This is a genomic window from Sinomicrobium soli (genome assembly GCF_003285545.1).
Lineage (GTDB): Bacteria > Bacteroidota > Bacteroidia > Flavobacteriales > Flavobacteriaceae > Sinomicrobium.
Map to the genome: position 1 here is coordinate 329,220 of NZ_QLNV01000006.1, position 24,042 is coordinate 353,261.

A 24,042-nucleotide genomic window follows, 5' to 3' on the forward strand; every position below is an offset into this window, starting at 1 on the left:
GTCAGTATGATTCGTTTGATGCAAGTCCTTTCATTATGGCCACCCCGCCTGAAGTGCCGATGCGCTGCACTCCCATGGCAATGTATTCCTGTGCCGTATCAAGGGTCTTTATACCCCCGGAAGCCTTGAGGAGGGCCCGCCCGTTCACCGCCTTTTTCATAAGGGCGATATCTCCCGGGGTAGCACCCCCGGTACCGAACCCCGTAGAGGTCTTTACAAAATCAGCTCCCCCGTCTACCGCCAGGGTACAGGCCAGTATTTTTTCCTCATCGCTGAGAAAACAGGTTTCCAGGATAACTTTCAGGATACGGTTGCCCATGATTTTTTTCACAGCTGCTATTTCATTGACTACCGCAGCTGTCCTGCCGGATTTCAGCCACCCGAGATGCAGTACCATGTCGATCTCGTCAGCCCCGTCCTCTGCCGCGATCTGCGCCTCGTACAATTTGGCCCTGCTGCTCATGGCCCCCAGCGGAAACCCGGCTACGACACAGACGCCCACCCCGGGATGTTCCGACAGGATATCACGGGCCAGGGCCGTATAACTACTGTTTATACATACGGTACGAAACTGATAGGTTACGGCCTCCCCGCACAGCCTTGCGATATCATCGGGAGTAGCCGCAGGTTTTAACAGGGTGTGATCGATATAGCGGTTTACAGTCATGCCGGATATTATTCAAATACCGTTAAAACGGTGTATTCAGACAAAGTTAAGGTTTTTTATACATTGTTCCGGGGTATGGTAAACGTATATCCACCTGGCAAAGCAGACCTATGGGTGCATATGTCTTTTTTCCTTATTTTTGTATACGGGATTTTCTTCCCGCTATTCAACTGCATTCAAACCTAAAACTCCGGATTATGGCCGAACTTATCAGGATTTACGAAGAGAACCCCAACGCCCGTGAAATACAGCGGGTGGTGGGCATACTCAAACAGGGCGGGCTGGTGATCTACCCGACGGATACCGTATACGGGCTCGGATGCGACATCACGAATTCAAAAGCCCTGGAACGCATAGCCCGGATCAAGGGAGTAAAACTGGCCAAGGCCAATTTCTCATTTATCTGTGCCGACCTGAGCAATCTTTCGGACTATGTAAAACAGTTGGAGAATACTACATTCAAACTCCTGAAAAGAGCGCTTCCCGGGCCTTTTACCTTTATCTTACAGGGCAACAACAACCTTCCCAGGGACTTCAAGAAAAAGAAAACCGTGGGGATCAGGGTACCGGATAACAATATAGCACAGGCCCTGGTTCGCGGACTGGGAAACCCTATCGTATCGACCTCCATATACGACGAGGACGAATTACTGGAATACACCACAGACCCGGAGCTGATTTACGAAAAATGGGAAAATCTTGTCGATGTGGTTATCGACGGGGGATACGGAGACAACACGGCATCTACCGTTGTAGACCTGACCGAAGGAGAACCCCGGGTAGTACGGCAGGGGAAGGGCGACCTGGAAGAAATTCTTTGAGGTTTCCTATTGTGTTTTTAAATCTTTATGGACGGAAACGATTTGATCAACCATCGGGAAATTTTTTTCAAGTCTTTTTGCTGTGCGGAAAGCGATGGCGCGACTAAAATGAAGCCTGAAAATAAAACAAGATGGGAGTGTAAAAACAGTATCCGAACTGTTATATAACAACCATATTAAATCTTTATTTTGTGAACTGAACATTGTGTTTTTTGAAATGTTTAGTTTACAAAGTTAGATTTTTATTGTTATGTCTCAAATTATAATGACTATTTTATACGATAGAATTAACTCGTTATATCTTGGGGTTCGGTGTATTAGCAAAGTACACGAAAGTATATATAGAATTTAGTTACAACTCTCGAGATCGCCGCAGATTTTAGAGGGCCACTCCCGGACCGGATTAAAATATATCCGGTCAAAGCTATTCTAAATTTCCATGATTTTTTCAAGAGCATAAACGATCAATTGTTCCACGACCTGTTTGGGGTCGGGGGCAAAATGGCCGGTGGCCCTGTTGGCTATAATGGCATTGAGCGAAATGGCTTCGTGGCCCAGCAGGTGCGACAGGCCGTATATGGCCGAGGTTTCCATTTCCAGGTTGGTGATCTTGTGGGAGTCAAAAGAAAAACCGTCTATTTTACGGTTCAGTGAAGGGTCCTGCAGGGGCAGCCTGAGCACCCGTCCCTGCGGGCCGTAAAAACCCCCGGCAGTAGCGGTAATGCCCTGGTATATTTCCGGTCCCCGGAAAAGGTCTAACAGGGTAGGGCTTCCCGGAATAAAAAGCGGCCTTGCCTTATCCCGGTCCCACGAGGTATGTGCAATAAAGGCCTCTTCCATTGCGGGATGCCGCAGTGTTTCCGTACGGTAGGCATGTAGCATTCCGTTGATGTCGAGGGCATATCTGCTGGCGAGAAAGGCACCCACGGGAATGTCTTCCTGAAGGCTTCCGGATGTTCCGATACGGATCACTTTTAAAGCAGTGAGTATCTCCCTGGGGGTACGTGTTTCAAGATCGATATTCACCAGGGCGTCGAGTTCATTGAGTACGATATCGATGTTGTCCGGACCGATACCCGTAGATATCACGGTAAGCCGGTGCCCCCCGCAGGTTCCTGTCTGTGTCCTGAACTCTCTTTTCTGAGTAGTAAACTCGATCGTATCGAAATGACGGGTGATTTTTTCCACCCTGTCAGGATCTCCTACGAAGATGATGACGGGGGCGATGTGTTCGGGCCTTAAATTGAGGTGATACACACTGCCGTCCGGGTTCAGTACGAGTTCAGAAGCTGCGATTTTCATATGATGTGGCCGGGATGACAAGATCCGCGACTATTATTACAATTTCAGGAGTTTCGAAGTGTCTTCATGGTACAGAAAGCTGTACTTTTTCGCCCCTCCCAGGTATATGTCGTCGCTTTTTATAAAGGGGTAATAGTTTTCTACCCGGGCCAGTACATTTTTACCTTCCTGGTTCAGCCTTACGGGGTTAAACGACCTGAACAAGGGTTTCAGGTGGTCGAGGATATTCAGGTATTGCATATCGCCGTATCCGTAATGGCTGTCCTTTTTGATAAGTGCCTGTACGAATTTGTCCTTCGAACCGATCCTCTTTTGATCCGCAACAGACAATACACTGTTCTCAAGTTCATTCAACCCGTTTTTGACGGTGGGAAACCTGTGGAGATGAAGTGCTATGGCATCGGTGAGGTACGGGAACTGGGAGGAGTTGAATTTTGAGAAAGTCTCGAGCCGGAGGGGGGTATCGCTGCAGTACAGTTGCCAGAGGTAATCGGCGTATTCTATATCATCCTGTGTAAGCACCGTGCGCGAGTGGTAGAGTTTCAGTAACTGCTCCTCCGACTGGCTGGTAAGGATAAAGGGAGTGGTCTTCTTCTGCTTCTTACAGACCAGTGATATCCGGGCTCCCTTCCGGTGTTTCTTGAGCCAGCTGACCACAGCGATCATATTGATCTGGCAGAAGAGGTCTTCATCAAACCACAATACCACCTCTTCCTGGGTCTTCTGATTACATAAACGCCGGTATTCCTTAAGCGTGGCCTCTATGAAATTGGCCTTGCTGATCCTGTAGTTCCTGTTCAGGAATTCAAAGCGTGTTTTCCAGAACGATTCGCTTCCCACTTCCGTAATGGTCTTTCCTTCGCAAAGCATCTCACGCCAGGTAATAATTTCCCCTTCCAGCTTCAGCTTCCCGAGGTAGGAAGTAAAGCCATCCCCGTTGGTAATGTGTAAGGTTGTAGTCATTTCAAGGATTTTTGTTTAGAGTTAGCCAAAAATATGTTTTATAAATGAGCCTAAAACCACTTTTATTCTTTTATAAAATAACTTTAAAAAGTTGTTGTATATGAAAACATACGTTACAGAAACAACTTTCTTCCGAATACGGCGGGGGAATTATCCGCCCACTCGTTTTACATGATATCCTTCTTTCCGAAGCAAATTCATGATCTTATCCCGGTAATTACCCTGTACGATAATTTCCCCATCCTTTACCGAACCTCCCACACCGCATTTGGTCTTCAGCATTTTTCCCAGTGCCTTGAGGTCGTCTTCACTGCCCTGAAACCCTGTGATTACGGTTACTGTTTTTCCTCCGCGCCCCTTGTTGCTGAAATGGGCTTCGAGGTACTGCTCTCCCGGGGGTAGGGTATTTATTTCCTCTTCTTCATTTACGGGACTGTCGCCTGTGGAAAACACAAGCCCTCCCAGATCTTCAAGACTGTTCAGTCTGCTGCCTTTTGCCATGGTGTTTTTGTTTTGACCACTGCATTTTAACGTAAACGCCAAATTACAAAAAAACGTATGCCGTAAGTGTTAAAGTTTGTGAGTCTGGTTATCCCTGAATTATGCCTTTATAAGCCCGAGTTCGATAAGACGTTCGTGCAGGAATTCGCCTGCGGTAATATCGTCGTATAGTTTCGGGTGTTTTTCATCGATACAGTTTTCCAGGCAATCCAGCGGCATTTCGCTTATGGGGTGCATAAAAAACGGAATGGAATACCGCGAGGTACCCCATAGTTCCCGGGGTGGGTTTACCACCTGGTGAATGGTAGACTTAAGCCTGTTGTTGGTATGCCTTGAGAGCATGTCGCCTACATTGATCATCAGTTCGTCCGGTGCTGCAATGGCATCGATCCAGTCCCCGTTGTGATTCTGTACCTGCAGCCCTTTGCCGTGTGCCCCCATGAGCAGGGTGATCAGGTTGATATCACCGTGTGCGGCAGCCCGGATGGCATTTTTCGGTTCTTCTGTTATCGGGGGGTAGTGTATCGGGCGCAGTATGGAATTACCGTTCCTGATCCACCGGTCGAAATAATTTTCTTCAAGGGAAAGGTGAAGGGCCAGGGCCCGCAACACATATTTTGCCGTTTTCTCCAGCATCTTGTAGGTTTCCCTGCCCACCTCGTTAAAACGGGGCAGTTCCTCCACGATGACATTCGGGGGATATGCAGCCTCAAGTACCGGGTCGTCCTCTACATATTGCCCGAAATGCCAGAACTCCTTCAGGTCGCCCTCTTTTCTTCCTTTGGCGTGTTCCTTTCCGAAGGACGTATATCCCCGCTGGCCTCCGATACCCGGAATTTCATACTTTTTCTTGACCTCGTCCGGCAGGGCAAAGAAGTTCTTGATCTCCGTATAGAGATTATCGACCAGGGTATCGGAAAGAAAATGTCCCTTGAGCGCTACAAAACCGATCTGTTCATAAGCCTTGCCCAGTTCCCTGATGAACTTGTCTTTTTTTTCGGGATCACCGGAAAGGAATTCCCGCAGATCCACACTTGGTATCTTATTCATTATATCCTTGTTTTCCCGTATATCTTTTTACGGGTATATTGCGCTTTCTTATACAAATTTAGGCAATTAGCCTGTTATACTGAAAAGATAGTTGTTAACAATTACCGAAAATATAACTCCGGACAGATGTATTGTTATTTTATTTACATTTGACGGTACGGATAAAATATATGATTCATGAATTTTTCCACTTCTGTTCCCGTAATTCCGGAATACGACCGAAAAGATCTCGATGATGCCCTGCTTCTCCAACTGTACCGCAAAATGCTTCTGCCCCGGCTGACAGAGGAAAAGATGCTATTGCTGTTACGGCAGGGCAAGGTTTCCAAATGGTTTAGCGGTATCGGGCAGGAAGCCATAGCAGTCGGGGTTACCGCCGCACTTAAAAAGGATGAATACATTCTTCCGATGCACCGCAATCTCGGGGTGTTCACCACAAGGGAGATACCGCTCAGGAGACTTTTTCTGCAATGGCAGGGGAAGGAAGGCGGCTTCACCCGGGGTCGTGACCGGAGTTTTCACTTCGGTAGCCGGGAGCACCATATTATAGGTATGATCTCCCATCTCGGTCCGCAACTGGGCGTCGCAGACGGGATAGCCCTGGCCCATAAACTCCGGAAAGAACCCAGGGTTACGGCGGTGTTTACCGGAGAAGGGGGAACCAGTGAAGGTGATTTTCACGAGGCCCTGAATGTGGCTTCCGTATGGGACTTACCCGTGTTGTTCTGTATCGAAAACAACGGTTACGGGCTTTCCACTCCCGTCCGGGAACAGTATCGCTGCGAAAACCTCGCAGACCGGGGCCGGGGGTATGGTATGGAAGCCCATATCGTAGACGGGAACAATATACTGGAAGTGTTTACCAGGGTGTCCGAACTCGTGGAACGTATGCGAACGGACCCCCGCCCCGTACTGGTGGAGTTCAAGACCTTCAGGATACGCGGACATGAAGAAGCCAGCGGCACGAAATACGTTCCGCAGGAACTGGTGGAATACTGGGCAAAAAGGGACCCTGTTGTGAATTACAGGAAATTCCTGTCGGATGCGGGGATACTCTCTGAGGAGGAGGACCTGGAGGTCAGGAAAGAAATGATATCGTTAATCAACAGGGAATACGAAGCGGCTGCCCGGGTGCCGGAAGTAGCGTTTGACCCGGACAAGGAACTGAACGACGTATACCGCCCTCACGTCGCTGCACGCAGAACACCGGTAGCCCCGGGGCGTAATATCCGTTTTGTGGATGCTGTTTCGGAGGGGCTCTACCAGTCTATGGAACGTTTTGACGAGCTGGTCCTCATGGGGCAGGATATTGCGGAATACGGAGGAGTATTTAAGGTTACCGCGGGATTTTCAGATCGTTTCGGGACAGACCGGGTACGCAATACTCCCATATGTGAGTCGGCCGTACTCTCCGCATCGATGGGGTTGTCTGTAAATCACATGAAAACCGTAGTGGAAATGCAGTTTGCCGATTTTATTTCCAGCGGTTTCAACCCGGTAGTCAACTATCTTGCCAAATCGCATTACCGCTGGGGGCAACACGCCGATGTGGTTATCCGTATGCCCTGCGGCGGCGGAGTAGGGGCGGGGCCCTTTCACTCCCAGACCAATGAAGCCTGGTTTACCAAAACGCCGGGGCTCAAGGTAGTATATCCCGCTTTTCCCGAAGATGCCAAAGGATTACTGGCAACCGCTATTGAAGACCCCAATCCCGTGTTGTTTTTTGAACACAAGGGGCTGTACAGAAGTCTTTACGGACAGGTCTCCGAAGATTATTTTACCCTCCCGCTGGGAGAGGCGGCGATACGCCGGGAAGGAAATGAGGTTACCGTAATCTCGTATGGAATGGGGGTACACTGGGCATTGGAGGCGGTGGATGAATGCAGGGCCTCTGCCGATGTTATTGACCTGCGGACCCTGCAGCCCCTGGATACCGCTGCGATTTACCGTTCGGTAAGGAAGACGGGAAAGGTGATCATCCTACAGGAAGACACCCTCTTCGGAGGGATCGCAGCAGATATCGCCGCCCTTGTTGCCGAACATTGTTTCGAGTACCTCGACGCTCCCGTAATACGGGTGGGCAGCCTGGAAACACCGGTCCCTTTTGCGAAAGCCCTGGAAGAGGGGTATTTACCGAAATTGAGGTTCAGGAATGCATTACAACGATTAATGGGGTACTGATGTCGATAGTTTCACAACAATATATTTATTGGCTCGTTTATTGCAATAAATTTCTTTTTTTTACGTATTTTTAGAAATAAAAAACACATAAATCATGACGAAAATTCGTGTTATCCTTATCTTGTTCGTTGCCGTAATGGCCGGTTCCTGTTCACTTTCAAAGGCCAACAAGGAATACCGGGGAGCCATTGTAGGTAACTGGATACTGAACGATGTGACTTACACCGGAAGCAGTGGTAATTTCAAGTCGGTATTGTTCAACGACGTGTCTGATGCCTGTTTTAAGGGCAGCCAGTGGTTTTTCAGGAACAGCAACAGTACGGGATCGTATACCATTAATCCCGGTGCGGATTGTATGGAAGGAGCCCGGAATATCAGGTGGTCTGTATATGAAAAGGGAGAAACCGGCAATCAGTTACAGTTTAAGTTTATAGATGAAAAAAGAAATGATGTAAGCGGGGGGTATGGCTATCGCCTGGATATCGTTTCGCTGGACCAGCAGCAGATGACGCTGCAGACCCAGACCACCGTGGAGGGCGAACCCATTACGGTAGTATATCATTTCTCCAGGTCGTATTAAAATATAATATATAAAAATTATGATTAGAAAAACATGGATCAGATTGGGAGCCGCAGTGGTGGCCCTGTCTTTGGTAATTACGGGATGTGACACCGTCAGGAACGCCGGGAACAAGGAAAAAGGCGCCGTTATCGGGGCTGCCGGCGGGGCTGTTATCGGGGGAATACTCGGTAATAATATAGGAAACAAGAAAAATTCGGCTTTGGGAGCCATTATCGGCGGTGTTGTCGGCGGGGCTGCCGGTACGTATATCGGCGACCGGATGGACCGCCAGGCCGAACGTATAGAAGAGGAAATCCCCGGGGCCGAAGTGACGCGGGTAGGGGAAGGAATCAATGTGACCTTCGATGAAAAAAGCGGGGTCTATTTTGCTACCAACAAATACAACATCAACTCCGAATCGTCGAATACCCTCAACAAGCTGGCGGGGATCTTCAAGGAATATCCCAATACGCTTATCCTTGTCGAAGGGCATACCGATAATACCGGAAGTGCCGAATACAATATGGGACTGTCGCAGCGAAGAGCGGAATCCGTGACCAGTTACCTGTCAGGCCAGGGGATATCCTCCGGCAGGTTTACTACAAAATGGTACGGAGAAGAACAGCCGAAATACGATAACGGTACGGTAGAAGGAAGGGCCAAAAACCGAAGAGTGGAAATCGCCATCGTGGCCGATGAACAATTAAAACAGGAAGCCCAGCAGAAAACGCAGTAAGCCGGGATAACCGTAATATAATAATAGGGGAAGGAGGGGATTTTTTATATGGGATCCCCTCCTTTTTATGTTTTACCGGGGAATAACCCTGCATCGGGCACGTTGAAATATAAAACTATGGAACATAAATCGTATCTTTACAGTAATAAAAATAAGTCATTATGGATTTAGAAGTGCGGAAATATCATTTTATCCAGGAACTCTTTAATGTGGACAAAGAAAGTATTATGGACGTTTTGGAGCGTGCTTTAAAACGTGAAAAAGAACAACATCAGGAAATCCCAACAGCACATAAAAAAGAATTGGATAATCGTTTGGAAAGCTATAAAAATAATCCTGATGACGTTTTGGACTGGGAAGCTGTAAAAGGCAATTGGTAATGAGTTACAGGATTAAGTTATTGCCAATCGTACATTCGGATTTAAGAAAGGCCAGGAAATAGTACAATGACCGAAACAAAGCATTGGCCGAAGATTTTAAAGCAGAAGTTGACAAGGAAATTGATTATATCGGAGAATATCCGGAGCATTACCAGCGAAAATATAAGGAATTAAGGCAATCTCTGGTAACGCGGTTTCCATATGCTATTTTTTATCTGGTTGAAGAAGAACAAAAACGGATTATAATTTTCGGGGTTTTACATACCAGTAGAAACCCTGAAATAATCAGGAAAAGAATAACAAAATAAATCCCATTTTAGCTTAATAATAAACCTCACAAACTTTGAATACAAGTCATTTAATTTGCTTCATTTTGAAGTATGAGCAAAGGAATGTCAATATGATAACACATGTCCCTGGTATGGCTCAGCCCGAACAGGTGATGTAAAAAGTTGTGTTTCTTGGCCACCATACACAACAGGTTAATATTCCGGCTGTGTACAAAAACCCGGGTAGCGTCGCTCAGTGATTTTTCGGGTAACAGATAGAATTCGGTCTGCGGCGGAAAATTTTTCTGCAGGACCTGTTTGTTTTTTTCCTGTCCCTCGTTCAGGGCTTCCCTTTCGGAAACGTGATACACCCTTACGGCAGAAGAAAACCGACGGGCTATACCAAACAGTATATCCAGGTTTTCCTGCCTGTATGTCGTGTCGTAATCCGTCGCAAAGGCTATTTCCCGGACCGGCGAGAATACAGCGCCGTCGGGAATGGCGAGGAGGGGGATGTGTATTTTTCCGATCAGATTTGCCGTATTACTTCCTATAAGCGCCTCTTTGAGCCCGCTGGCCCCGGTAGTTCCCATAATGACCATATCTATGTTTTCTTCCTTACAGACATCGGCGACCGCGTTGGAGAAATAATCAAATTTTGAAATGGTCCTGAAGCTGTGCCTGTCACTGGTATTGCTGCTCACCACCTCTTCATAGAGTCTTTCCAGCCCTTCTTCAGAAGAAGATTTTACGGCATTGTACAGCGTCTGGGTGGCCCCGGAAGAGCTCATGGCATCTCCGGAACTGATGGTATTGGGAGAATAGGAGTTCAAAAGGTAAAAAACCGCTTGTTCCCCGGCATAAAGCGCTGTAGCATAATGTACGGCATTCATGGCATTCTCTGAAAAATCCGTGGGAATGAGTATGTGAAACATAACGCCAGATCTTTAAAGGTTCGCTCCTGAAAAGATAGTGAAAAAAATGCATTTCATATCTCAATATGCTGTTAAAAAAGGGTGTGCTGCCAAAAAATAATAATCCTGTAAATGAACTATAAATAGTACATTTTATGTAATCTTTTGGGGCTGTATCAGGAATTGGGTGTACTAATTGTAAAGGTATCGAATATGGACAGGAAACAAAACGACGGCACCGTGGCCTTTAAACCGGTATTGAGCTGACAGAGCAATCTCCCGGGAGAATGGTGGTGCCGTTGCTCCGTAACCGGTATATATTTTCGGGAAAGGGGAGACCTCCAGGTATAGAATCCGCAGAGGAAAACAGGATCTTTAATCAGTACGCCGGCTGAACTGTTGTGATTGATATTATATTGATAATTGGAAATTAAATAAACGTCAGGATGAATGCTAATATACAGAAAATTGTAAACAGGATTACGAATCTGATCCGCACCGAATACATATATTATTTTGAAACCGGAACAGGGGAGGCACACCTCAAGTGGCTGCTTGTACTGTATCCCGAAGGGGCCCTGAGCCTGCAGCAGGACCAGAAAGAACTTATTTCCGGGATGCTGGAAAATCAGAGCGGGTATGTGCTCAGGCTCTATTCGCTACAGTATGCGCTGCGTCAGTTACAGGAGGGCAACCTGTTCTTCCTCAGGGTTTATGACAAGAGCAACCTGGTATACAGCAAATCGGAAGAGCCCCTGGAGCACCTTATGGACGATCTTACGCCCGTACAGGCCCTGGAAAGGGCAGAGAGCCGTTTTGACCGCGATTATAACCGGGTAGGGGCATTTAATGAAGGGGCGTTATTTTATGTGGAGAGAGAAGATTTTTCCCAGGCCCTGTTCATGACCCACCAGGTCATGGAACTGGGATCCCGGCTTATGGAGATCATGCTGGTAGGAAAGGAAAAGGTCTGTCACGATATTCGCGACCACCTGAAGCATCTCAGCGTGTTTGTCCCGGAATTCGAGCTGCCGTTCGATCTTGGCGGGGAAACTGCTTTGGTGCGTCTTCTCGACTCCGCATATAAGGAGGTACGATATGGCAATGACATACAGGTATCCGAAGCACAGATCACCTTACTGAAAGGCAAATCGGAAAAGATGTTAAAGCATATTTCGAAGCTGTTTCACAAACACCTGGAAGCCATAAGGGACCGGTTTGCAGAAGTTATGGAAGAATCCGATGGTTTCTGCAGCCCGGAACAGGTCAGGAAAACCAGGGAAAAGATCAAGCGGCTGCTGAAAAAGAAGTTTTTCAAGTACACTCCCGACTCAGACAGGATTTACCACCGGGGCCGCCTGCCGCTGAACAGGCCCCAGGACGTACTTTTTGGAGTATCGAGCCTTATCAAGGTATGTATTATGGCCCTGCATACCATGGAAAGCGATGAACACACCTATATTCCTTTTCCGAACATTCACCTTAAAAGTGTACTGGAAATGGCTGTAGAACTTTTGCCTTATGAAGAGGTGGAGTATATCGAAGACCTGATAGGAGTTGACAATATTGACGAGCATATCCCATCTGTTTTTTAACGCGCTTTGTTCTTTCAATAAAAAACCGGGCCTGAATCAGGCCCGGTTTTTTATATAACTGGCAATATCTCCGATCAGAGATTAGGTACTTTTACACTACCGCCTACCCAGCAACTGAAGGTCACCGTTTTTCCGGACATGCCTGAGCTGAATATATCCTGCTTGCTGGGAGCACGCCCCATATAACTTGAAACGGCCTGGGCCGACTTCGTTTTAAGCGAAGGGTCTACCTGTCCGGCCTTACGGGCCATTTCCGCAGCTTTCCAGTATACTGCCCTCTTTTCAAAAGTAGTACTACCGCACTCATTGGCACTACTGGCATATAAGTGAGCTATAATGAGATAGGGGGTTCCGTTGGCTGGATTCACATCCAATGCCTGTTGTGCATAATTCCTCGCCGTGGTTTTTTGTCCTCTTTTGCTGGCTTTCGAAGCAATACTGGTTAATTTCTGGGCTTTTTTCACAGCGTCGGTTTCCAGGTCGATGGATTGTTTGAAGAACTCCAGGGCCTTGGTGTTATCTCCCTGTTCTTCATACAGCGATCCCAGGTAATATTTGGAACTTGCCGAAGGCTCGATCTTGTCCAGCGCCTCTACGAGTTTTACGAACATCGGGTCTCCGGTACATCCCTTTTCATCCATTTTACCCGCAGCACTTTTCAGCCAGTCCGGGTCACCCTGCTTGGCCTCGAAATTCTTCTGATACAGGGGGATAAGATTATCACAATCAGCCAGCTTCCCCAGTTTGGTATCTATACTGCTGCTTATTTTTTCATAATTTTCCCCGTTCTGCCGTGCAGCAGCCAGTATTTGCTTTTCTTTTGCAGAAAGCGTGCCTTCCTCTTCCTTGGGCACATATTTTACGATGGTTTCTGCAAGTTCCTGGTTTTCTTCACCTATCTTGGCCGTAACCTCGTCGTATACGTCAAATACCTCCTGAAGGTCCTTTTTGCCTTCACCTTGAAGGTCTACAAGGGTAGAGAAGTAGAGGTAGAGCGCTTTAGGGCTCTTAAACCCGTCCTTGTCAGACTTAAAGGCCTTGTCCAGAATATCATAGATTTCTTCCTTGCTACCGAGTTTATTATCGTGTTTCAGAAGGGCCATGTCTATAAGACTTCCTGTTTCGGAGTACCGGTCCGGAAAGTTTTTCGGAGCAGTCTCATAAAGCCCGCTCAGCATTTCGATATACTGCTCTTTATTGGCCGCATCACTTTGGATCTTGTGCTTTAAGATCCGTTCTCCGTAATGATAGGTGGCCCAGTGTAAGGTAGGACAATTTTCATACACCATTTTCCACGGCTCGTAGGCCGCATCATAATCTTTCTTTTTTGCATGCTCTGCAAATATGGACAGGTTTTGCGGGCACTCCGGATTCTGAACCTGTCCGAAAGCAAAAACGACAGCACCTAACATACTTGCCAAAACAGAAATTTTCCTTTTCATGATCTGCTTTTATATATTGGTTAATGTAAAATAATGACAAACTTAAAAAAACATCATCAATAAAAGTACACCGGCAGGTGATTTGATGTTACAAAATGTGAAAAGTACGGTTTTATCGGTATAAAGCTTACCAATTTTATAAAAAAAATAATTAATTCATGATAGAATTCAGGTATGAGATGGAGAAATATCAATTTATTGCCGCTCGATTTTATATGTATCAAGATCAGAAATGCTTCCATATTGATCTCAGGATCGTTCTGCTATAAACAAGAGTAGCGTTTTTTCGGAGTTTTAACTGTGGCTCCAGGTATCCTCATCTGCAAAAACCTGCCTGGCTGTTGGCCGGAATACACTATAAATATTCCAGAAACAAATTTTAAACCGTTTTTAATTGTTCTGAAACCAAGGAATGTTGGTAATTTAGTACAATAATTAATATTGCAAGAAAAAGCGAATTTGGAAAACAGAACATTAACCCCGGGGTTATTGCTGCTTATGGCTGTAACCACGGGTATGGTGGTAGCGAATAATTATTACAATCAGCCCCTGCTGGCCGATATGGCCCGCGAATTCGATGTCTCGGAAGCTGCTATCAGCGATGTACCGATGCTTACCCAGATAGGATATGCCCTGGGATTGTTTCTTATCGTGCCCCTGGGTGATAAGTTGAAGCGAAAAAAGATGATCCTCATCGATTTTGCTTTTATCATTGCCGCCCTCATATCGGCCGGATTGGCCCCGACGCCTGCCGCTTTAAAGGTGTCCAGCCTGTTTATCGGGCTGACGTCGGTTATCCCGCAGATCATGATCCCCATGGCGGCACAGCTGGCGGAAGACCATAGCCGTGGCAAGGCTATAGGTACCGTGATGACCGGGATGTTTATAGGCATTCTCGGGTCGCGGACCCTGAGTGGTTTTATAGGGAGCTATCTCGACTGGCGGTCCGTGTTTTTTATTGCTTCGGGCATTATGGCCCTGTTATGGGTCTTCCTGAGATGGAAGCTCCCGGAGATCACGCCCGATTTTAAGGGAACCTACAGGCAGTTGCTGCTTTCTATCGTAGACCAGTTCCGGAACAGGCCGCGGCTCCGCTTGGCGGCATTGCGGGGATCGCTGGTATTTGCCAGCTTCAGCGTTTTCTGGACCACCCTGGTCTTCCTGCTCGAAACCCCGGCATTCGGTATGGGAAGCCGGGAAGCAGGCGCCTTCGGTGTGGTGGGGATCGCCGGGGCAGTCATCGCCACCGTAGTAGGAAAACTGAGCGACACGATGAACAAGAACGTCATCATTGCCGTATCGACCGTTATAGCCATGATATCGTGGGTCATCCTCGGTTTCGGTGCCGGTAGTATGCTGCTCCTCGTTATCGGTGCGCTGTTGCTGGACCTTGGTATACAGGCCGTACATATCACCAACCAGACCATCATATTCGAAAACAATCCGCCGGAAAGAAACCGGATCAATACCGTGTATATGGTGTTGTATTTTACCGGTGGCGCCCTCGGAACTTTTATCGGGGGCATCGTCTGGCAGCATTTCGGCTGGACAGGAGTGGCCGCGGCGGGCTTCGGGTTCGGGGGACTTACGTTGTTAGTACATTTAATTTGGAAAAGTTGAAGGGTTGAATTCTTGATTATTAATGAGATAATGTTAAACATCTAAATAGTAATACAGTACAATGAAAAAAATAAATATAGGAAAAACCGATTTACAAGTGGCGCCTATCAACCTGGGAGGTAATGTGTTCGGGTGGACACTGGACGAAAAAGAGTCGTTTGACATCCTGGATGCTTTTACCGCAGAAGGATTTAACTTTATCGATACGGCCGATATGTATTCGTATTGGGTGGACGGTAAAGGTGGCGGACAATCGGAGACTATTCTCGGAAAATGGATGAAGTCCCGGGGCAACCGCGATAAGATCGTTATGGCCACCAAAGTGGGAGGGGAGACCGGCCTGCACCCGGTAGATACCAGCAAAAAGCATATCCTGGAAGGCGTGGACAAGTCGTTACAGCGGTTACAAACCGATTATATCGACCTGTACTATACCCATTTCGATGATGAAAAGACCCCGGTCGAAGAAACGCTGGAAGCGTACGATGAGATCATCAAGGCCGGAAAAGTACGATATATTGCAGCATCCAATCTTTCCCCGGAGCGGTTAAAGGCTTCTTTTGAAGCTTCGGAAAAATACGGACTGCCCAGGTACCAGGCCCTGCAACCTCATTATAACCTGGTGGAACGCAGTGGTTACGAACAGCAATACGCCCCGTTGGCGGAACAGTTCAACCTGACGGTGTTCCCGTATTGGTCGCTGGCAGCCGGGTTCCTGACTGGGAAATACCGTTCCGAAGCCGACCTCGGCAAGAGTGTCCGTGGTAATGGTGCTAAAAAATACCTGAATGCCAAGGGCTTGCACGTACTGTCGGCCCTGGACGAGGTTGCCGAAAAACACCAGGCTTCCCAGGCGACCGCTTCACTGGCATGGCTATTGACACAACCACATATCGGAGCACCCATAGCGAGCGCTACCAGCAAAAAGCAATTGCAAACGTTATTCGATGCGCCGAAATTGCAACTCGACCAGGAAGACCTGGAACTGCTGGACCGGGCCAGCCGATAAATAATACGATCATCGGAAACGGAGTCACCGCGACACTTATACTGACATATCTTTTCGTGACTCCGTTAAAGATGATATAAATCGGCTTTTTTACCCGGCAGTTTTTTGTAAATAGCTATAGACGGAAATAATCAGTTTTTTGGTAATATGATGTAAAATAGGCTGAACATGTACTATGGAACATCCTAAGAAAAGCAGTTATTTCGTAATAAACTGATAAACAGCAATATATAGTCGTGTTGATTTATTTGAACTGTAAACGCTCATAATTTTGATATTCCGGCCAACGGCCAGGGAATTTTCAAATACGCGAATTATGAGCAGGTAGGATTTTAAGCAAAATACGGGATATATGAATTTGGCTGGTTACCATAGTAGCTTAGTAGGTGAGTTTTTAAAATATTCTATTTTACATAATATAAATTATAGAACAAAATATGACATTTTCGAGGGGGTTTAATTGACTCTTAATTTATTCCTTTGTAGAAACCAATAAGTCCCGAATATCTACATCGAGTATTTCCGCTATTTTTTTCAAATCCTTGAGAAATACGTTCAGTAAGTAAATTAATGTAGTTGTTTAGAAGCCCAAATTTCAATCTCAATTTTAAGTTCTGAGAGCCCCAATCCTTTAACATAAGCTACTGTCATTGATGGGTACGTCTCTCCAAACAAATTCTCCCATTCAACATATAAGAAATCCCAATCAATTTCTTCCGTAGCCCATATATTAACTTTTATCACATTATCAGAGGTTAAGTTTTGACTTTCCAAAATCTGCTCAATATTGGTAAATGTGTTATGCACCTGCTCATTTAACAATTCGGGGATATTTCCATTTTTATCCGTTCCGATTTGTCCTGAAAACGTATATAAATCGGAATTTTTTGGAATAATGGTTACGTGTGAATATTTGCCGACTGGGGCTGATATACTTTGAGGATTCAATCTAACGACTTTTAAGATGCTGTCTTTACTCATTTTGGTCTTGTTTATCTATACACTAATTAAATGTGTTAATTCATATTGGTGAAATACCGAAATAATGCTTTTGATTTAAGCCCAAAATTATAAGTAGCGAATTTTGTAAAATTGTAAAAAACCGACAGGTGTCAAAAAAAGATTATCAGCTATTCTTTCCATAGAGGAAAATTTGCTAAATGTTCATTTGTGTTGAGTACAAAATTTTTAGGGTTGGTTCCGGTAAACTCTTTAAACTCTTTAATGTAATGCGACTGGTCGAAATAATCAGCCATATAGGCAAGTTCTGTAAAATCCTTAAAATCAGTCTTACGCAATATATTTAAACCCGACTGAAACCGGATAATCCTTGAGAACATTTTAGGCGATATTCCTACATATTGCTTAGTCATTCTTTCCAAAGAACGTTCCGATATATTCATTTCTATTTGAATTTCTTTCAGCGTTTTGCCTCTTTGCAATAATGTTGATGCAAATTCCACTTTGCTATCATTATATCTGATTTTCTGTATTAAGTTAAGAAAGAAATATGTGAGAATGTCTATCTTTTCATTTACAGATGTGGCATTAATAAGTTTTTCAAGAATAGGGTCGTCAATAATGTGTTCTAAGGAAACATTTTGATTATTTAATTCAAATGCTTCTACATTGAAAAGAGTTTTTAACGCCGTCGGTTGAAAATAAACACCTATAATTTTGAAGGCACCCGTAACCCTATGTTCCGTACATTTTGTTGATTGTCCATACAGGAATAATTGAGGCATAGCTTTACCCTCTTTCGCAAAAAACAGGTTTGGCTCGTTTTGGAATATCAATGCAGGTAATCCATCGGGAATAATTTTAAATTTTTTGTGGATATTATCGTCCATAGAACTTCCCAATATCCAAAAATATCGGATATAGTCCTGTAACTGTTTGATTGGAATAAGTTTTTGATAATACATTGCTCGCCTTTTTAAAATTTTCAAGATAAGAAATTTGACCAAGTAAGTAAAATGCTTTAATGAGATAGCATTCCGTATCAGATCCATACACACTCCCCTACTCTCCTACCGTCGCTTCGGGCAAAGAGTATTCCATTCGTTGGGTAAAGGATGTTAGGTAGAAAAACTTTTCAGAAGATTATAAAAGGCAGGACGTTTTTTCCCAAACGCAAAGCTACATAACACAAGTACATGAAAGACCACATCCGTAATCACGGAAACCGCATGAATAACACTGTACACCGCCCGGAGGGTGATGTAATATCTTTCCGGGATTAGCGGTATCCACAAAGCATATCCCGGGTGGCAGACCGGTGATCACAATAGCAGTTTTATCATATATTCCCCCTGTTTTGGGCTGTTAAAGCCCGTATACGGGATTACGTTTACACCGAACATAGTCCCTTATACCGTATACACATTTACCTGTGCGGCGAAAGGAGTTCCTTATACCGTAAACATAACGCTATACGCCGTAATCATAATCCCGTTTGCAGTAAACGTATTTACCTGTGCGGCGAAAGGAGTTCCTTATACCGTAAACATAACGCTATACGCCGTAATCATAATCCCGTTTGCAGTAAACGTATTTACCTGTGCGGCGAAAGGAGTTCCTTATACCGTAAACATAACGCTATACGCCGTAATCATAATCCCGTTTGCAGTAAACGTATTTACCTGTACGGTGAAAGTTGTTCCTTATACCGTAAACATAACTCGATACGCCGTAAACATAATCCCGTTTGCGGTAAACGTAATTGCGTATAAACCCAAAGGTAATCCCGTATGCAGCAAACATAATTGTGTATACCGCAAACACCATCCCTTATGCGGTATACCTGATTGCATATACCGTAAACATAATCCCTTAAGCGGCATACGTAATCCTGTCCGGCGTAAACGTAATCCCGTTTATGGCATACTTTCAGGGGTTTTTATGGCGGAAAAACACCATACAGGACAATTGGCCATTCCATTACTTTTGTATGTATTGGGAGGGGAAAAATATGCCTTTCCCCTACTCCTCCAATATCCTTAACTGGGCCAGGATCTGTGCTTCGGTAACCGGGTAAGGTTTACGGTTTCTTATGGTCTGGTATACGGCTTCGAAGATACCGAGATAGGAAGCCGGTGCTGCAGCGACTTTTTCGGTGTGTTTTACATCGTGGTCATCCAGCCAGGTCAGGGTGCCTTCCCGGTGTTCCTCTTCCATACCGAATCCCGGGTCGTCCGGCTGCATGCCTTCGAGGAGTTGTTTTTCCTGTATGTCCGTACGGTCTTTGATATAGGTGCCGCGGGTACCGTTGATCACAAAAGCGGGTTGCGGACCGAGGACCAGGAGACTGGTTTTGACGAAGACCTGTAATCCGTTTTCGTATTCGAGGTGAATGTGTACATAGTCATCGACCTGTGATCCCGGCCGGTATTTTCCGAGGATTTTATGCCATCGCTCCGGGATTCCGAACAGGGCGATCACCCCGTCCAGCAGGTGCGACCCCAGGTCGTACTGTAACCCGCTTCCGGGAATGTTCTCTTCCTTAAAGCGTTTTTCTCCTATGACATATTTATAACGTTCAAAACGAAAGTAAACCTCTATGGCTTTTCCCAGCTTTCCGCTGTCCACTACCTCTTTTACCGACAGGAAATCGCTGTCGTAACGGCGGTTGTGATACGGTAATACGTAGCAGTGGTTTTTGGCCGCCTCCCGGTAAAGGTGTCCGGCCTCTTCGGAAGTCGTGGTAAAAGGCTTCTCTACCAGTACGTGTTTTTTGTGCTGTAAAGCCTTCAGGGCAAATTCGTAATGCGTATTGTTCGGGGTATTGACTACTACAAGTTCTATATCGTCGTCATTCAGCAATTCATCTACCGACGAATAACTCTTTATTCCGGGGTATGTGGTATGTGCATTTTTCTTCGACCGTTCCACCACGGCCACCAGTTCGAATTCCGGGTGTGCCCGGACAAAGGGGGCGTGAAAAATTTTGCCGGACATTCCGAAAGACAGCAGGCCCGTCCTGATCTTGTTTTTCATGGTCATCATGGTTTTGAATAAGGAAATGGTTACCGGAGCCCGGTATACTGCAAACCTATCGATTTTTATCCGGAATACCCTGTTTTTTCCGGAAAATCAGCGGTCGTTCAGCCCTTTGCCTTCGAGAATTGCCGGGGTGCATTTTTCAATCCGCGATATTCTTGTCGCTGCCTGTTTGGCCCCGGAAAAATACAGCAGGTATCCGCGTTGCCTGCCCGGGGTCAGGGCGTAGAAAGCCTTTTTGAGTTCGGGGATTTCCTTAAACTTTTGTTTCAGTTCTTCCGGGAACGGGAATTCCGAGGTCTTTTTCACAGGGACCTTCACCCCCGCTTTTTCAGCTTCGATGGCCTCATAGATATAGGTTTTCAGAATATCTTCTTTCCCGGCAATCTCATCAATCCCCTTAAAACGCACCTGCCTGCCGGCCTGTACGTTTTCTGTCTGCTGTACCAGGATGTTATGCGGGTCTTTTAACAGGGCCCCTTTAAAAAACAGCAGGGCGCAATACTCCTTAAACCCGTGAATGAGCACAATATTGCTGTTTTTGTACATATAACAGGGGTGGCGCCATTTAAAGGCTTCTTCCAGCTGGCAGTCCAGCGCTATTTTCCGCAACAGTTCAAATTCTTTCTGCCATGTTCCGGCCTTGCTGATAAAAGTATCTACTTTGGTGTTCATATCAGTTGTTTAATAGGGATACAGAGGTGATCTTTCTCCCTGCCGGGCGAAAGTACCACGACAAGAGGGTAAGGACGAGTAGCAATACGGGGCCGAAAAACTCTACAGCGCCGCCACCGCTCATGATATGCGAAAAAACGGCACCGGTCATCACAAATAAAAACCCGGCATAAGCCCATTCCTTCAGTACCGGTACCCCGGGAATGAGTACGGCTATTACCCCGAGTATTTTCCATCCTCCTATGAGGAGCAGAAAATAGGCCGGGTAGCTCAGCTGCGCCATCATGTCTGCTTCTTCCTGTAGTTGCAGCACCTGTACGATCCCGGTGGATAACATTCCCAGTGACAGCCATATAGTGGCTATCCAGTAAATGATTTTGTTTCTTTTTGACATGGGGTTTATAGTTTTTTAGTTTGTAGTTCTTAGTTGTTAGTCAGTTGGGCTCAAATGTCATTCAGAACGCAGTGAACCTGCCTGCCGGCAGGCAGGGAATCTCCGGCCCAAGCCCCAAGGAACTTTAACAGCATAACGGCAAAAAGAAGATTTAACTGCGTTGAGCCCTTCGGGGTTCTCCCATCGTCGGAATGACAAATCAATATCATTCCGATTATTCCCGGCCCGCCATAATATCTTCCAGCCTGTTGTGCGCCATATTGATCCCGTAGGCAAACGGGAGCTTCAGCATATCGTCCCTGTGTTGTACCGAACGGAATACGGTATGAATGCTAAGCATGCTGGTACGGTCGGTGAGTTTTTTAAACTCCAGGAATTCCAGCTGTACCGAAAAGGGGGCGTGCTCCATTTCAAATGTACGGACGATCTTCCGGTTGGGAATAAATTCATGTATGGTGCCGTTGGCCCTGAAGACTACCTTCCCCTCCCCGTCTTTTGTTTCGTACTGCCAGCTTCCGTGGGTTTTATTCTCCAGTTTCAATACTTTAGTGCCCATCCACCGTGCTACGAAATCTGCTTCGGCATAAGCCTTGAACAGCAGTTCTACGGGAAGGTCAAATTCACGGGTAATAAACAATTCCTGGCGGCCTTCCTCGGCCCTTACTTTGGTTTTGTGCTCCATTTCGTTTTCGTTTGGAAATTTACTCACTAAGTGAGATTTGAAACCTGACTGCCCATGTGCTACAATCCCCTCTCATAGGCTTTCATGACCGATTCGAGCTTGTTGAACCTGTCGTCCCATAATTTCCTGAAGGGTTCAACAAAATCCGCTATCGCTTTCATTTTTTCCGGGTTGAGGTGATAATACACTTCCCTGCCCGACTGTTCCGGCTTCAGCAATTCGCATTCGGTAAGTATTTTCAGGTGCCTGGACACGGTGGGCCTGGCTGTATCGAAATTGGCCGCTATCGTACCTGCCGACATGGATTGCGTGGCCACCAGGAAAAGAATGGCCCTGCGGGTAGGATCGGCTATGGCCTGGAATACATCTCTGCGTAAATTCATTGTGAAGCTATTTGACTACAAATATATGTGTAGCTATTCAACTACGCAAGTTTTTTTGTTTTTTTATAAAAAATATTAGGAGAAAGCAAAAGTAAGCAAAACGATTAAGACCGTTCATATACAGTGGTTTATAAAACGTGAGGAAAAATTTAGAAGTAGGTGTCCGACAGGTTTTGAGCTTAAAATGACAAGGTTAGGTTACTAAATCGTTACTGACTATAATCCAATCGGCAACGACATAATACGTTATATTTCAGTCATTTGCACTTGTTTTCATATCCCCTTGTAACTCCATAAAATTTAATTTTAAACGTTAAACAATTGAGTTATGGAACAAGAGAAAAGATCCACGTTCAAACTGCTTTTCTACCTGAAGAAGAATGAACCTAAGAAGAATGGAAACGTGCCTGTTATGGGACGTATCACTATTGACGGAGTACCAAAATCCTTTAGTACCAAACTGGACATCAACCCCAATAATTGGGATTTAAAGCACGGAAGAGTTTTAGGTAAAAGTGCCCAAGCCCTGAGTACCAATCTCAAATTGGACAATATTCGGGTGCGTATCAACAAGATTTACGATGATATGCTCAAGGATGAAGGCTTTGCAACTGCGCAAAAAGTAAAGCTGTCCTTTTTAGGCGTTGGTGTAATGTATGATGCCATCCTTAAAGTATTCAAAGAACAGAATGAGGATTTTGAAAGGATGGTCAGCAAAGGAAAACGTTCTCAGAATACTTACAATAAATACAAGACTGTATACAACCATCTTAATGAATTTATCAAGGAACGCTATCACAGGGAAGATTTGGCATTTCGGGAACTTACCTCAGACTTTATCCGGGAGTTCGATTTCTTTCTACGAATAGATAAAGAATGTACACATAATACGGTTTGGGTTTATACCATGCCGGTTATTGCTTTGGCTGATCTTGCGATTAAAAAGGGTCTTATACGCCAAAACCCTTTTGAAGATTACGAAATCAGTATGGAAGAAACTGATCGCAGCTATCTTTTAAAGGAGAATGTAGAAAAGCTAATGCTTCTAAAACCATCTAAGGACAAATATGAATTTGTAAAAGATATTTTCATTTTCAGTTGCTTTACAGGGCTTTCTTATATTGATATTCAAAAGCTGAAATGGAGCAATATACAGTCATTTTTTGATGGACACCAATGGATCATCAGCAGAAGAAAAAAATCAGATGTTGCTTCAAACGTCCGCCTATTGGAAATTCCGAAGCGTATAATTGAAAAATACAGAGGAGTTACACGTAGTGATTATGTTTTTCCGGTTCCTTCCAATGCTACCTGCAATAGCCATGTAAAGAAAATGATAGAAGAAGCAGAAATTGTTACAGAACAGAAAATAACATTTCATACTGCACGCCACACATTTGCTACCATGTTCCTGACCGAAGGTGTTCCACTTGAAAGCCTTAGCAAAATGATGGGACATAAAAATATTTCTACCACACAGATTTACGCCAAGATTACAAATCAAAAAATCAGCAAGGATATGGATTTGGTGGCTCCTAAATTTAAGGAGATTGAAGACGCATTTTTGACAGTCTTATAATTAACTTCTATCAATAACAAGCAGAACTTATCGGTTCTGCTTTTTTTATGCCCATACTTTTTGTAGCCAAAGCACATTTACTTTACTTTCCTATTCCCCTACTGTAAAAGAGCTTTCGGCTACTCATGGAACAGAAGATTAAAAAATATTGCCAACATCTTCTACCATACAAAATAATTTTTTAATCCTCCGTAAGTGTGGCTCTAATAGCCACACAGCTTTGAAAAAGTGTTTTAAAAATGTATCCGTCCGGGCAATTACACCTGGTTACTCTTCTTCGTATTGGGTTGTAAAAGCAATGTCTTTACCTTCAGCTCT

The 24,042-nt window shown here is 45.3% G+C and carries 24 protein-coding genes; 10 read left to right on the top strand and 14 right to left on the bottom strand.

The window, feature by feature from the left end:
• Position 1: 1 nt before the first annotated feature.
• On the bottom strand, positions 2–667 hold the full coding sequence (gene deoC, locus DN748_RS10325; RefSeq protein ID WP_112371707.1) for a deoxyribose-phosphate aldolase: 666 nt from the start codon (positions 665–667) through the stop codon (positions 2–4).
• A 197-nt stretch (positions 668–864) separates the two neighbouring features.
• Here deoC and DN748_RS10330 point away from each other — a divergent pair, with 197 nt between their 5' ends.
• Positions 865–1,488 carry an L-threonylcarbamoyladenylate synthase gene (locus tag DN748_RS10330; protein ID WP_112371750.1) on the top strand — a complete coding sequence of 208 codons (624 nt, stop codon included), beginning with the start codon at positions 865–867 and terminating at the stop codon, positions 1,486–1,488.
• Positions 1,489–1,917: 429 nt separating this feature from the next.
• Here DN748_RS10330 and DN748_RS10335 read toward each other — a convergent pair whose 3' ends face one another.
• The 4 genes from DN748_RS10335 to DN748_RS10350 all read right to left on the bottom strand — a co-directional run bounded on the left by DN748_RS10335 (position 1,918) and on the right by DN748_RS10350 (position 5,304).
• Positions 1,918–2,790 (bottom strand): nucleoside phosphorylase, encoded by an 873-nt coding sequence (locus tag DN748_RS10335; RefSeq protein WP_112371708.1) that lies wholly within the window; start codon positions 2,788–2,790, stop codon positions 1,918–1,920.
• Positions 2,791–2,826: 36 nt separating this feature from the next.
• A complete protein-coding gene (locus tag DN748_RS10340; protein ID WP_112371709.1) occupies positions 2,827–3,753 on the bottom strand; it encodes a DUF1835 domain-containing protein in 927 nt (308 codons plus the stop codon).
• Positions 3,754–3,903: 150 nt separating this feature from the next.
• Entirely contained in the window at positions 3,904–4,254 is a 351-nt protein-coding gene (locus tag DN748_RS10345) for a translation initiation factor (RefSeq protein ID WP_112371710.1), read from the bottom strand.
• Between the two features lie 99 nt (positions 4,255–4,353).
• Positions 4,354–5,304: an isopenicillin N synthase family dioxygenase gene (locus tag DN748_RS10350; RefSeq protein ID WP_112371711.1), complete on the bottom strand. Its 951-nt coding sequence runs from the start codon at positions 5,302–5,304 to the stop codon at positions 4,354–4,356.
• Between the two features lie 177 nt (positions 5,305–5,481).
• On the opposite strand from DN748_RS10350, the gene DN748_RS10355 reads away from it, so the two are divergent.
• The 5 genes from DN748_RS10355 to DN748_RS10375 all read left to right on the top strand — a co-directional run bounded on the left by DN748_RS10355 (position 5,482) and on the right by DN748_RS10375 (position 9,471).
• Entirely contained in the window at positions 5,482–7,485 is a 2,004-nt protein-coding gene (locus DN748_RS10355; protein ID WP_410528310.1) for an alpha-ketoacid dehydrogenase subunit alpha/beta, read from the top strand.
• Positions 7,486–7,579: 94 nt separating this feature from the next.
• Positions 7,580–8,065, top strand: a complete 486-nt coding sequence (locus DN748_RS10360) for a lipocalin-like domain-containing protein (protein WP_112371712.1) — start codon at positions 7,580–7,582, stop codon at positions 8,063–8,065.
• Positions 8,066–8,084: 19 nt separating this feature from the next.
• Entirely contained in the window at positions 8,085–8,783 is a 699-nt protein-coding gene (locus DN748_RS10365; RefSeq protein WP_112371713.1) for an OmpA family protein, read from the top strand.
• A 161-nt stretch (positions 8,784–8,944) separates the two neighbouring features.
• Positions 8,945–9,163, top strand: coding sequence for an addiction module protein (locus tag DN748_RS10370; protein WP_112371714.1), 219 nt, complete (start codon positions 8,945–8,947; stop codon positions 9,161–9,163).
• 83 nt (positions 9,164–9,246) lie between these two features.
• Positions 9,247–9,471, top strand: coding sequence for a type II toxin-antitoxin system RelE/ParE family toxin (locus DN748_RS10375; RefSeq protein ID WP_236636836.1), 225 nt, complete (start codon positions 9,247–9,249; stop codon positions 9,469–9,471).
• 50 nt (positions 9,472–9,521) lie between these two features.
• Here the strand turns inward: DN748_RS10375 and DN748_RS10380 are convergent, their stop codons facing one another.
• Entirely contained in the window at positions 9,522–10,367 is an 846-nt protein-coding gene (locus DN748_RS10380; RefSeq protein WP_112371715.1) for a universal stress protein, read from the bottom strand.
• Between the two features lie 425 nt (positions 10,368–10,792).
• Between DN748_RS10380 and DN748_RS10385 the strand changes: the two genes are divergently transcribed.
• The gene (locus tag DN748_RS10385) at positions 10,793–11,941 is read left to right on the top strand and encodes a hypothetical protein (RefSeq protein ID WP_112371716.1); all 1,149 of its coding nucleotides are present in this window, start codon (positions 10,793–10,795) and stop codon (positions 11,939–11,941) included.
• Between the two features lie 74 nt (positions 11,942–12,015).
• On the opposite strand, the gene DN748_RS10390 is transcribed toward DN748_RS10385, so the two are convergent.
• Complete coding sequence (locus DN748_RS10390) at positions 12,016–13,383, bottom strand: tetratricopeptide repeat protein (RefSeq protein WP_112371717.1); 1,368 nt, start codon at positions 13,381–13,383, stop codon at positions 12,016–12,018.
• 459 nt (positions 13,384–13,842) lie between these two features.
• Between DN748_RS10390 and DN748_RS10395 the strand changes: the two genes are divergently transcribed.
• Positions 13,843–15,003 (top strand): MFS transporter, encoded by a 1,161-nt coding sequence (locus DN748_RS10395; protein ID WP_236636837.1) that lies wholly within the window; start codon positions 13,843–13,845, stop codon positions 15,001–15,003.
• A 61-nt stretch (positions 15,004–15,064) separates the two neighbouring features.
• Entirely contained in the window at positions 15,065–16,012 is a 948-nt protein-coding gene (locus DN748_RS10400; RefSeq protein WP_112371718.1) for an aldo/keto reductase, read from the top strand.
• 567 nt (positions 16,013–16,579) lie between these two features.
• Here the strand turns inward: DN748_RS10400 and DN748_RS10405 are convergent.
• From DN748_RS10405 to DN748_RS10440, 7 genes are all read right to left on the bottom strand, one after another.
• On the bottom strand, positions 16,580–16,993 hold the full coding sequence (locus DN748_RS10405) for a RidA family protein (protein WP_112371719.1): 414 nt from the start codon (positions 16,991–16,993) through the stop codon (positions 16,580–16,582).
• 149 nt (positions 16,994–17,142) lie between these two features.
• A complete protein-coding gene (locus DN748_RS10410) occupies positions 17,143–17,961 on the bottom strand; it encodes a helix-turn-helix domain-containing protein (RefSeq protein WP_236636838.1) in 819 nt (272 codons plus the stop codon).
• A 1,033-nt stretch (positions 17,962–18,994) separates the two neighbouring features.
• A complete protein-coding gene (locus DN748_RS10420) occupies positions 18,995–20,008 on the bottom strand; it encodes a Gfo/Idh/MocA family oxidoreductase (RefSeq protein WP_201741461.1) in 1,014 nt (337 codons plus the stop codon).
• Positions 20,009–20,104: 96 nt separating this feature from the next.
• On the bottom strand, positions 20,105–20,686 hold the full coding sequence (locus DN748_RS10425; protein ID WP_112371722.1) for a YdeI/OmpD-associated family protein: 582 nt from the start codon (positions 20,684–20,686) through the stop codon (positions 20,105–20,107).
• Between the two features lies 1 nt (position 20,687).
• Positions 20,688–21,080: a DoxX family protein gene (locus tag DN748_RS10430; protein WP_112371723.1), complete on the bottom strand. Its 393-nt coding sequence runs from the start codon at positions 21,078–21,080 to the stop codon at positions 20,688–20,690.
• A 214-nt stretch (positions 21,081–21,294) separates the two neighbouring features.
• On the bottom strand, positions 21,295–21,762 hold the full coding sequence (locus DN748_RS10435) for an SRPBCC domain-containing protein (protein WP_112371724.1): 468 nt from the start codon (positions 21,760–21,762) through the stop codon (positions 21,295–21,297).
• A gap of 59 nt (positions 21,763–21,821) precedes the next feature.
• Positions 21,822–22,145, bottom strand: a complete 324-nt coding sequence (locus DN748_RS10440; RefSeq protein ID WP_112371725.1) for an ArsR/SmtB family transcription factor — start codon at positions 22,143–22,145, stop codon at positions 21,822–21,824.
• Between the two features lie 328 nt (positions 22,146–22,473).
• Between DN748_RS10440 and DN748_RS10445 the strand changes: the two genes are divergently transcribed.
• Entirely contained in the window at positions 22,474–23,724 is a 1,251-nt protein-coding gene (locus DN748_RS10445) for a site-specific integrase (RefSeq protein ID WP_112371726.1), read from the top strand.
• Positions 23,725–24,042 lie beyond the last annotated feature (318 nt).

Coding starts and splice junctions, on each gene's coding strand:
- DN748_RS10390 (WP_112371717.1), bottom strand. CDS start 13,383: ATGAAAAGGAAAATTTCTGTTTTGGCAAGTATGTTAGGTGCTGTCGTT.
- DN748_RS10425 (WP_112371722.1), bottom strand. CDS start 20,686: ATGAACACCAAAGTAGATACTTTTATCAGCAAGGCCGGAACATGGCAG.
- DN748_RS10330 (WP_112371750.1), top strand. CDS start 865: ATGGCCGAACTTATCAGGATTTACGAAGAGAACCCCAACGCCCGTGAA.
- DN748_RS10365 (WP_112371713.1), top strand. CDS start 8,085: ATGATTAGAAAAACATGGATCAGATTGGGAGCCGCAGTGGTGGCCCTG.
- DN748_RS10385 (WP_112371716.1), top strand. CDS start 10,793: ATGAATGCTAATATACAGAAAATTGTAAACAGGATTACGAATCTGATC.
- DN748_RS10335 (WP_112371708.1), bottom strand. CDS start 2,790: ATGAAAATCGCAGCTTCTGAACTCGTACTGAACCCGGACGGCAGTGTG.
- DN748_RS10340 (WP_112371709.1), bottom strand. CDS start 3,753: ATGACTACAACCTTACACATTACCAACGGGGATGGCTTTACTTCCTAC.
- DN748_RS10345 (WP_112371710.1), bottom strand. CDS start 4,254: ATGGCAAAAGGCAGCAGACTGAACAGTCTTGAAGATCTGGGAGGGCTT.
- DN748_RS10380 (WP_112371715.1), bottom strand. CDS start 10,367: ATGTTTCACATACTCATTCCCACGGATTTTTCAGAGAATGCCATGAAT.
- DN748_RS10440 (WP_112371725.1), bottom strand. CDS start 22,145: ATGAATTTACGCAGAGATGTATTCCAGGCCATAGCCGATCCTACCCGC.
- DN748_RS10445 (WP_112371726.1), top strand. CDS start 22,474: ATGGAACAAGAGAAAAGATCCACGTTCAAACTGCTTTTCTACCTGAAG.
- deoC (WP_112371707.1), bottom strand. CDS start 667: ATGACTGTAAACCGCTATATCGATCACACCCTGTTAAAACCTGCGGCT.
- DN748_RS10430 (WP_112371723.1), bottom strand. CDS start 21,080: ATGTCAAAAAGAAACAAAATCATTTACTGGATAGCCACTATATGGCTG.
- DN748_RS10370 (WP_112371714.1), top strand. CDS start 8,945: ATGGATTTAGAAGTGCGGAAATATCATTTTATCCAGGAACTCTTTAAT.
- DN748_RS10360 (WP_112371712.1), top strand. CDS start 7,580: ATGACGAAAATTCGTGTTATCCTTATCTTGTTCGTTGCCGTAATGGCC.
- DN748_RS10435 (WP_112371724.1), bottom strand. CDS start 21,762: ATGGAGCACAAAACCAAAGTAAGGGCCGAGGAAGGCCGCCAGGAATTG.
- DN748_RS10400 (WP_112371718.1), top strand. CDS start 15,065: ATGAAAAAAATAAATATAGGAAAAACCGATTTACAAGTGGCGCCTATC.
- DN748_RS10350 (WP_112371711.1), bottom strand. CDS start 5,304: ATGAATAAGATACCAAGTGTGGATCTGCGGGAATTCCTTTCCGGTGAT.
- DN748_RS10355 (WP_410528310.1), top strand. CDS start 5,482: ATGAATTTTTCCACTTCTGTTCCCGTAATTCCGGAATACGACCGAAAA.
- DN748_RS10405 (WP_112371719.1), bottom strand. CDS start 16,993: ATGAGTAAAGACAGCATCTTAAAAGTCGTTAGATTGAATCCTCAAAGT.
- DN748_RS10420 (WP_201741461.1), bottom strand. CDS start 20,008: ATGAAAAACAAGATCAGGACGGGCCTGCTGTCTTTCGGAATGTCCGGC.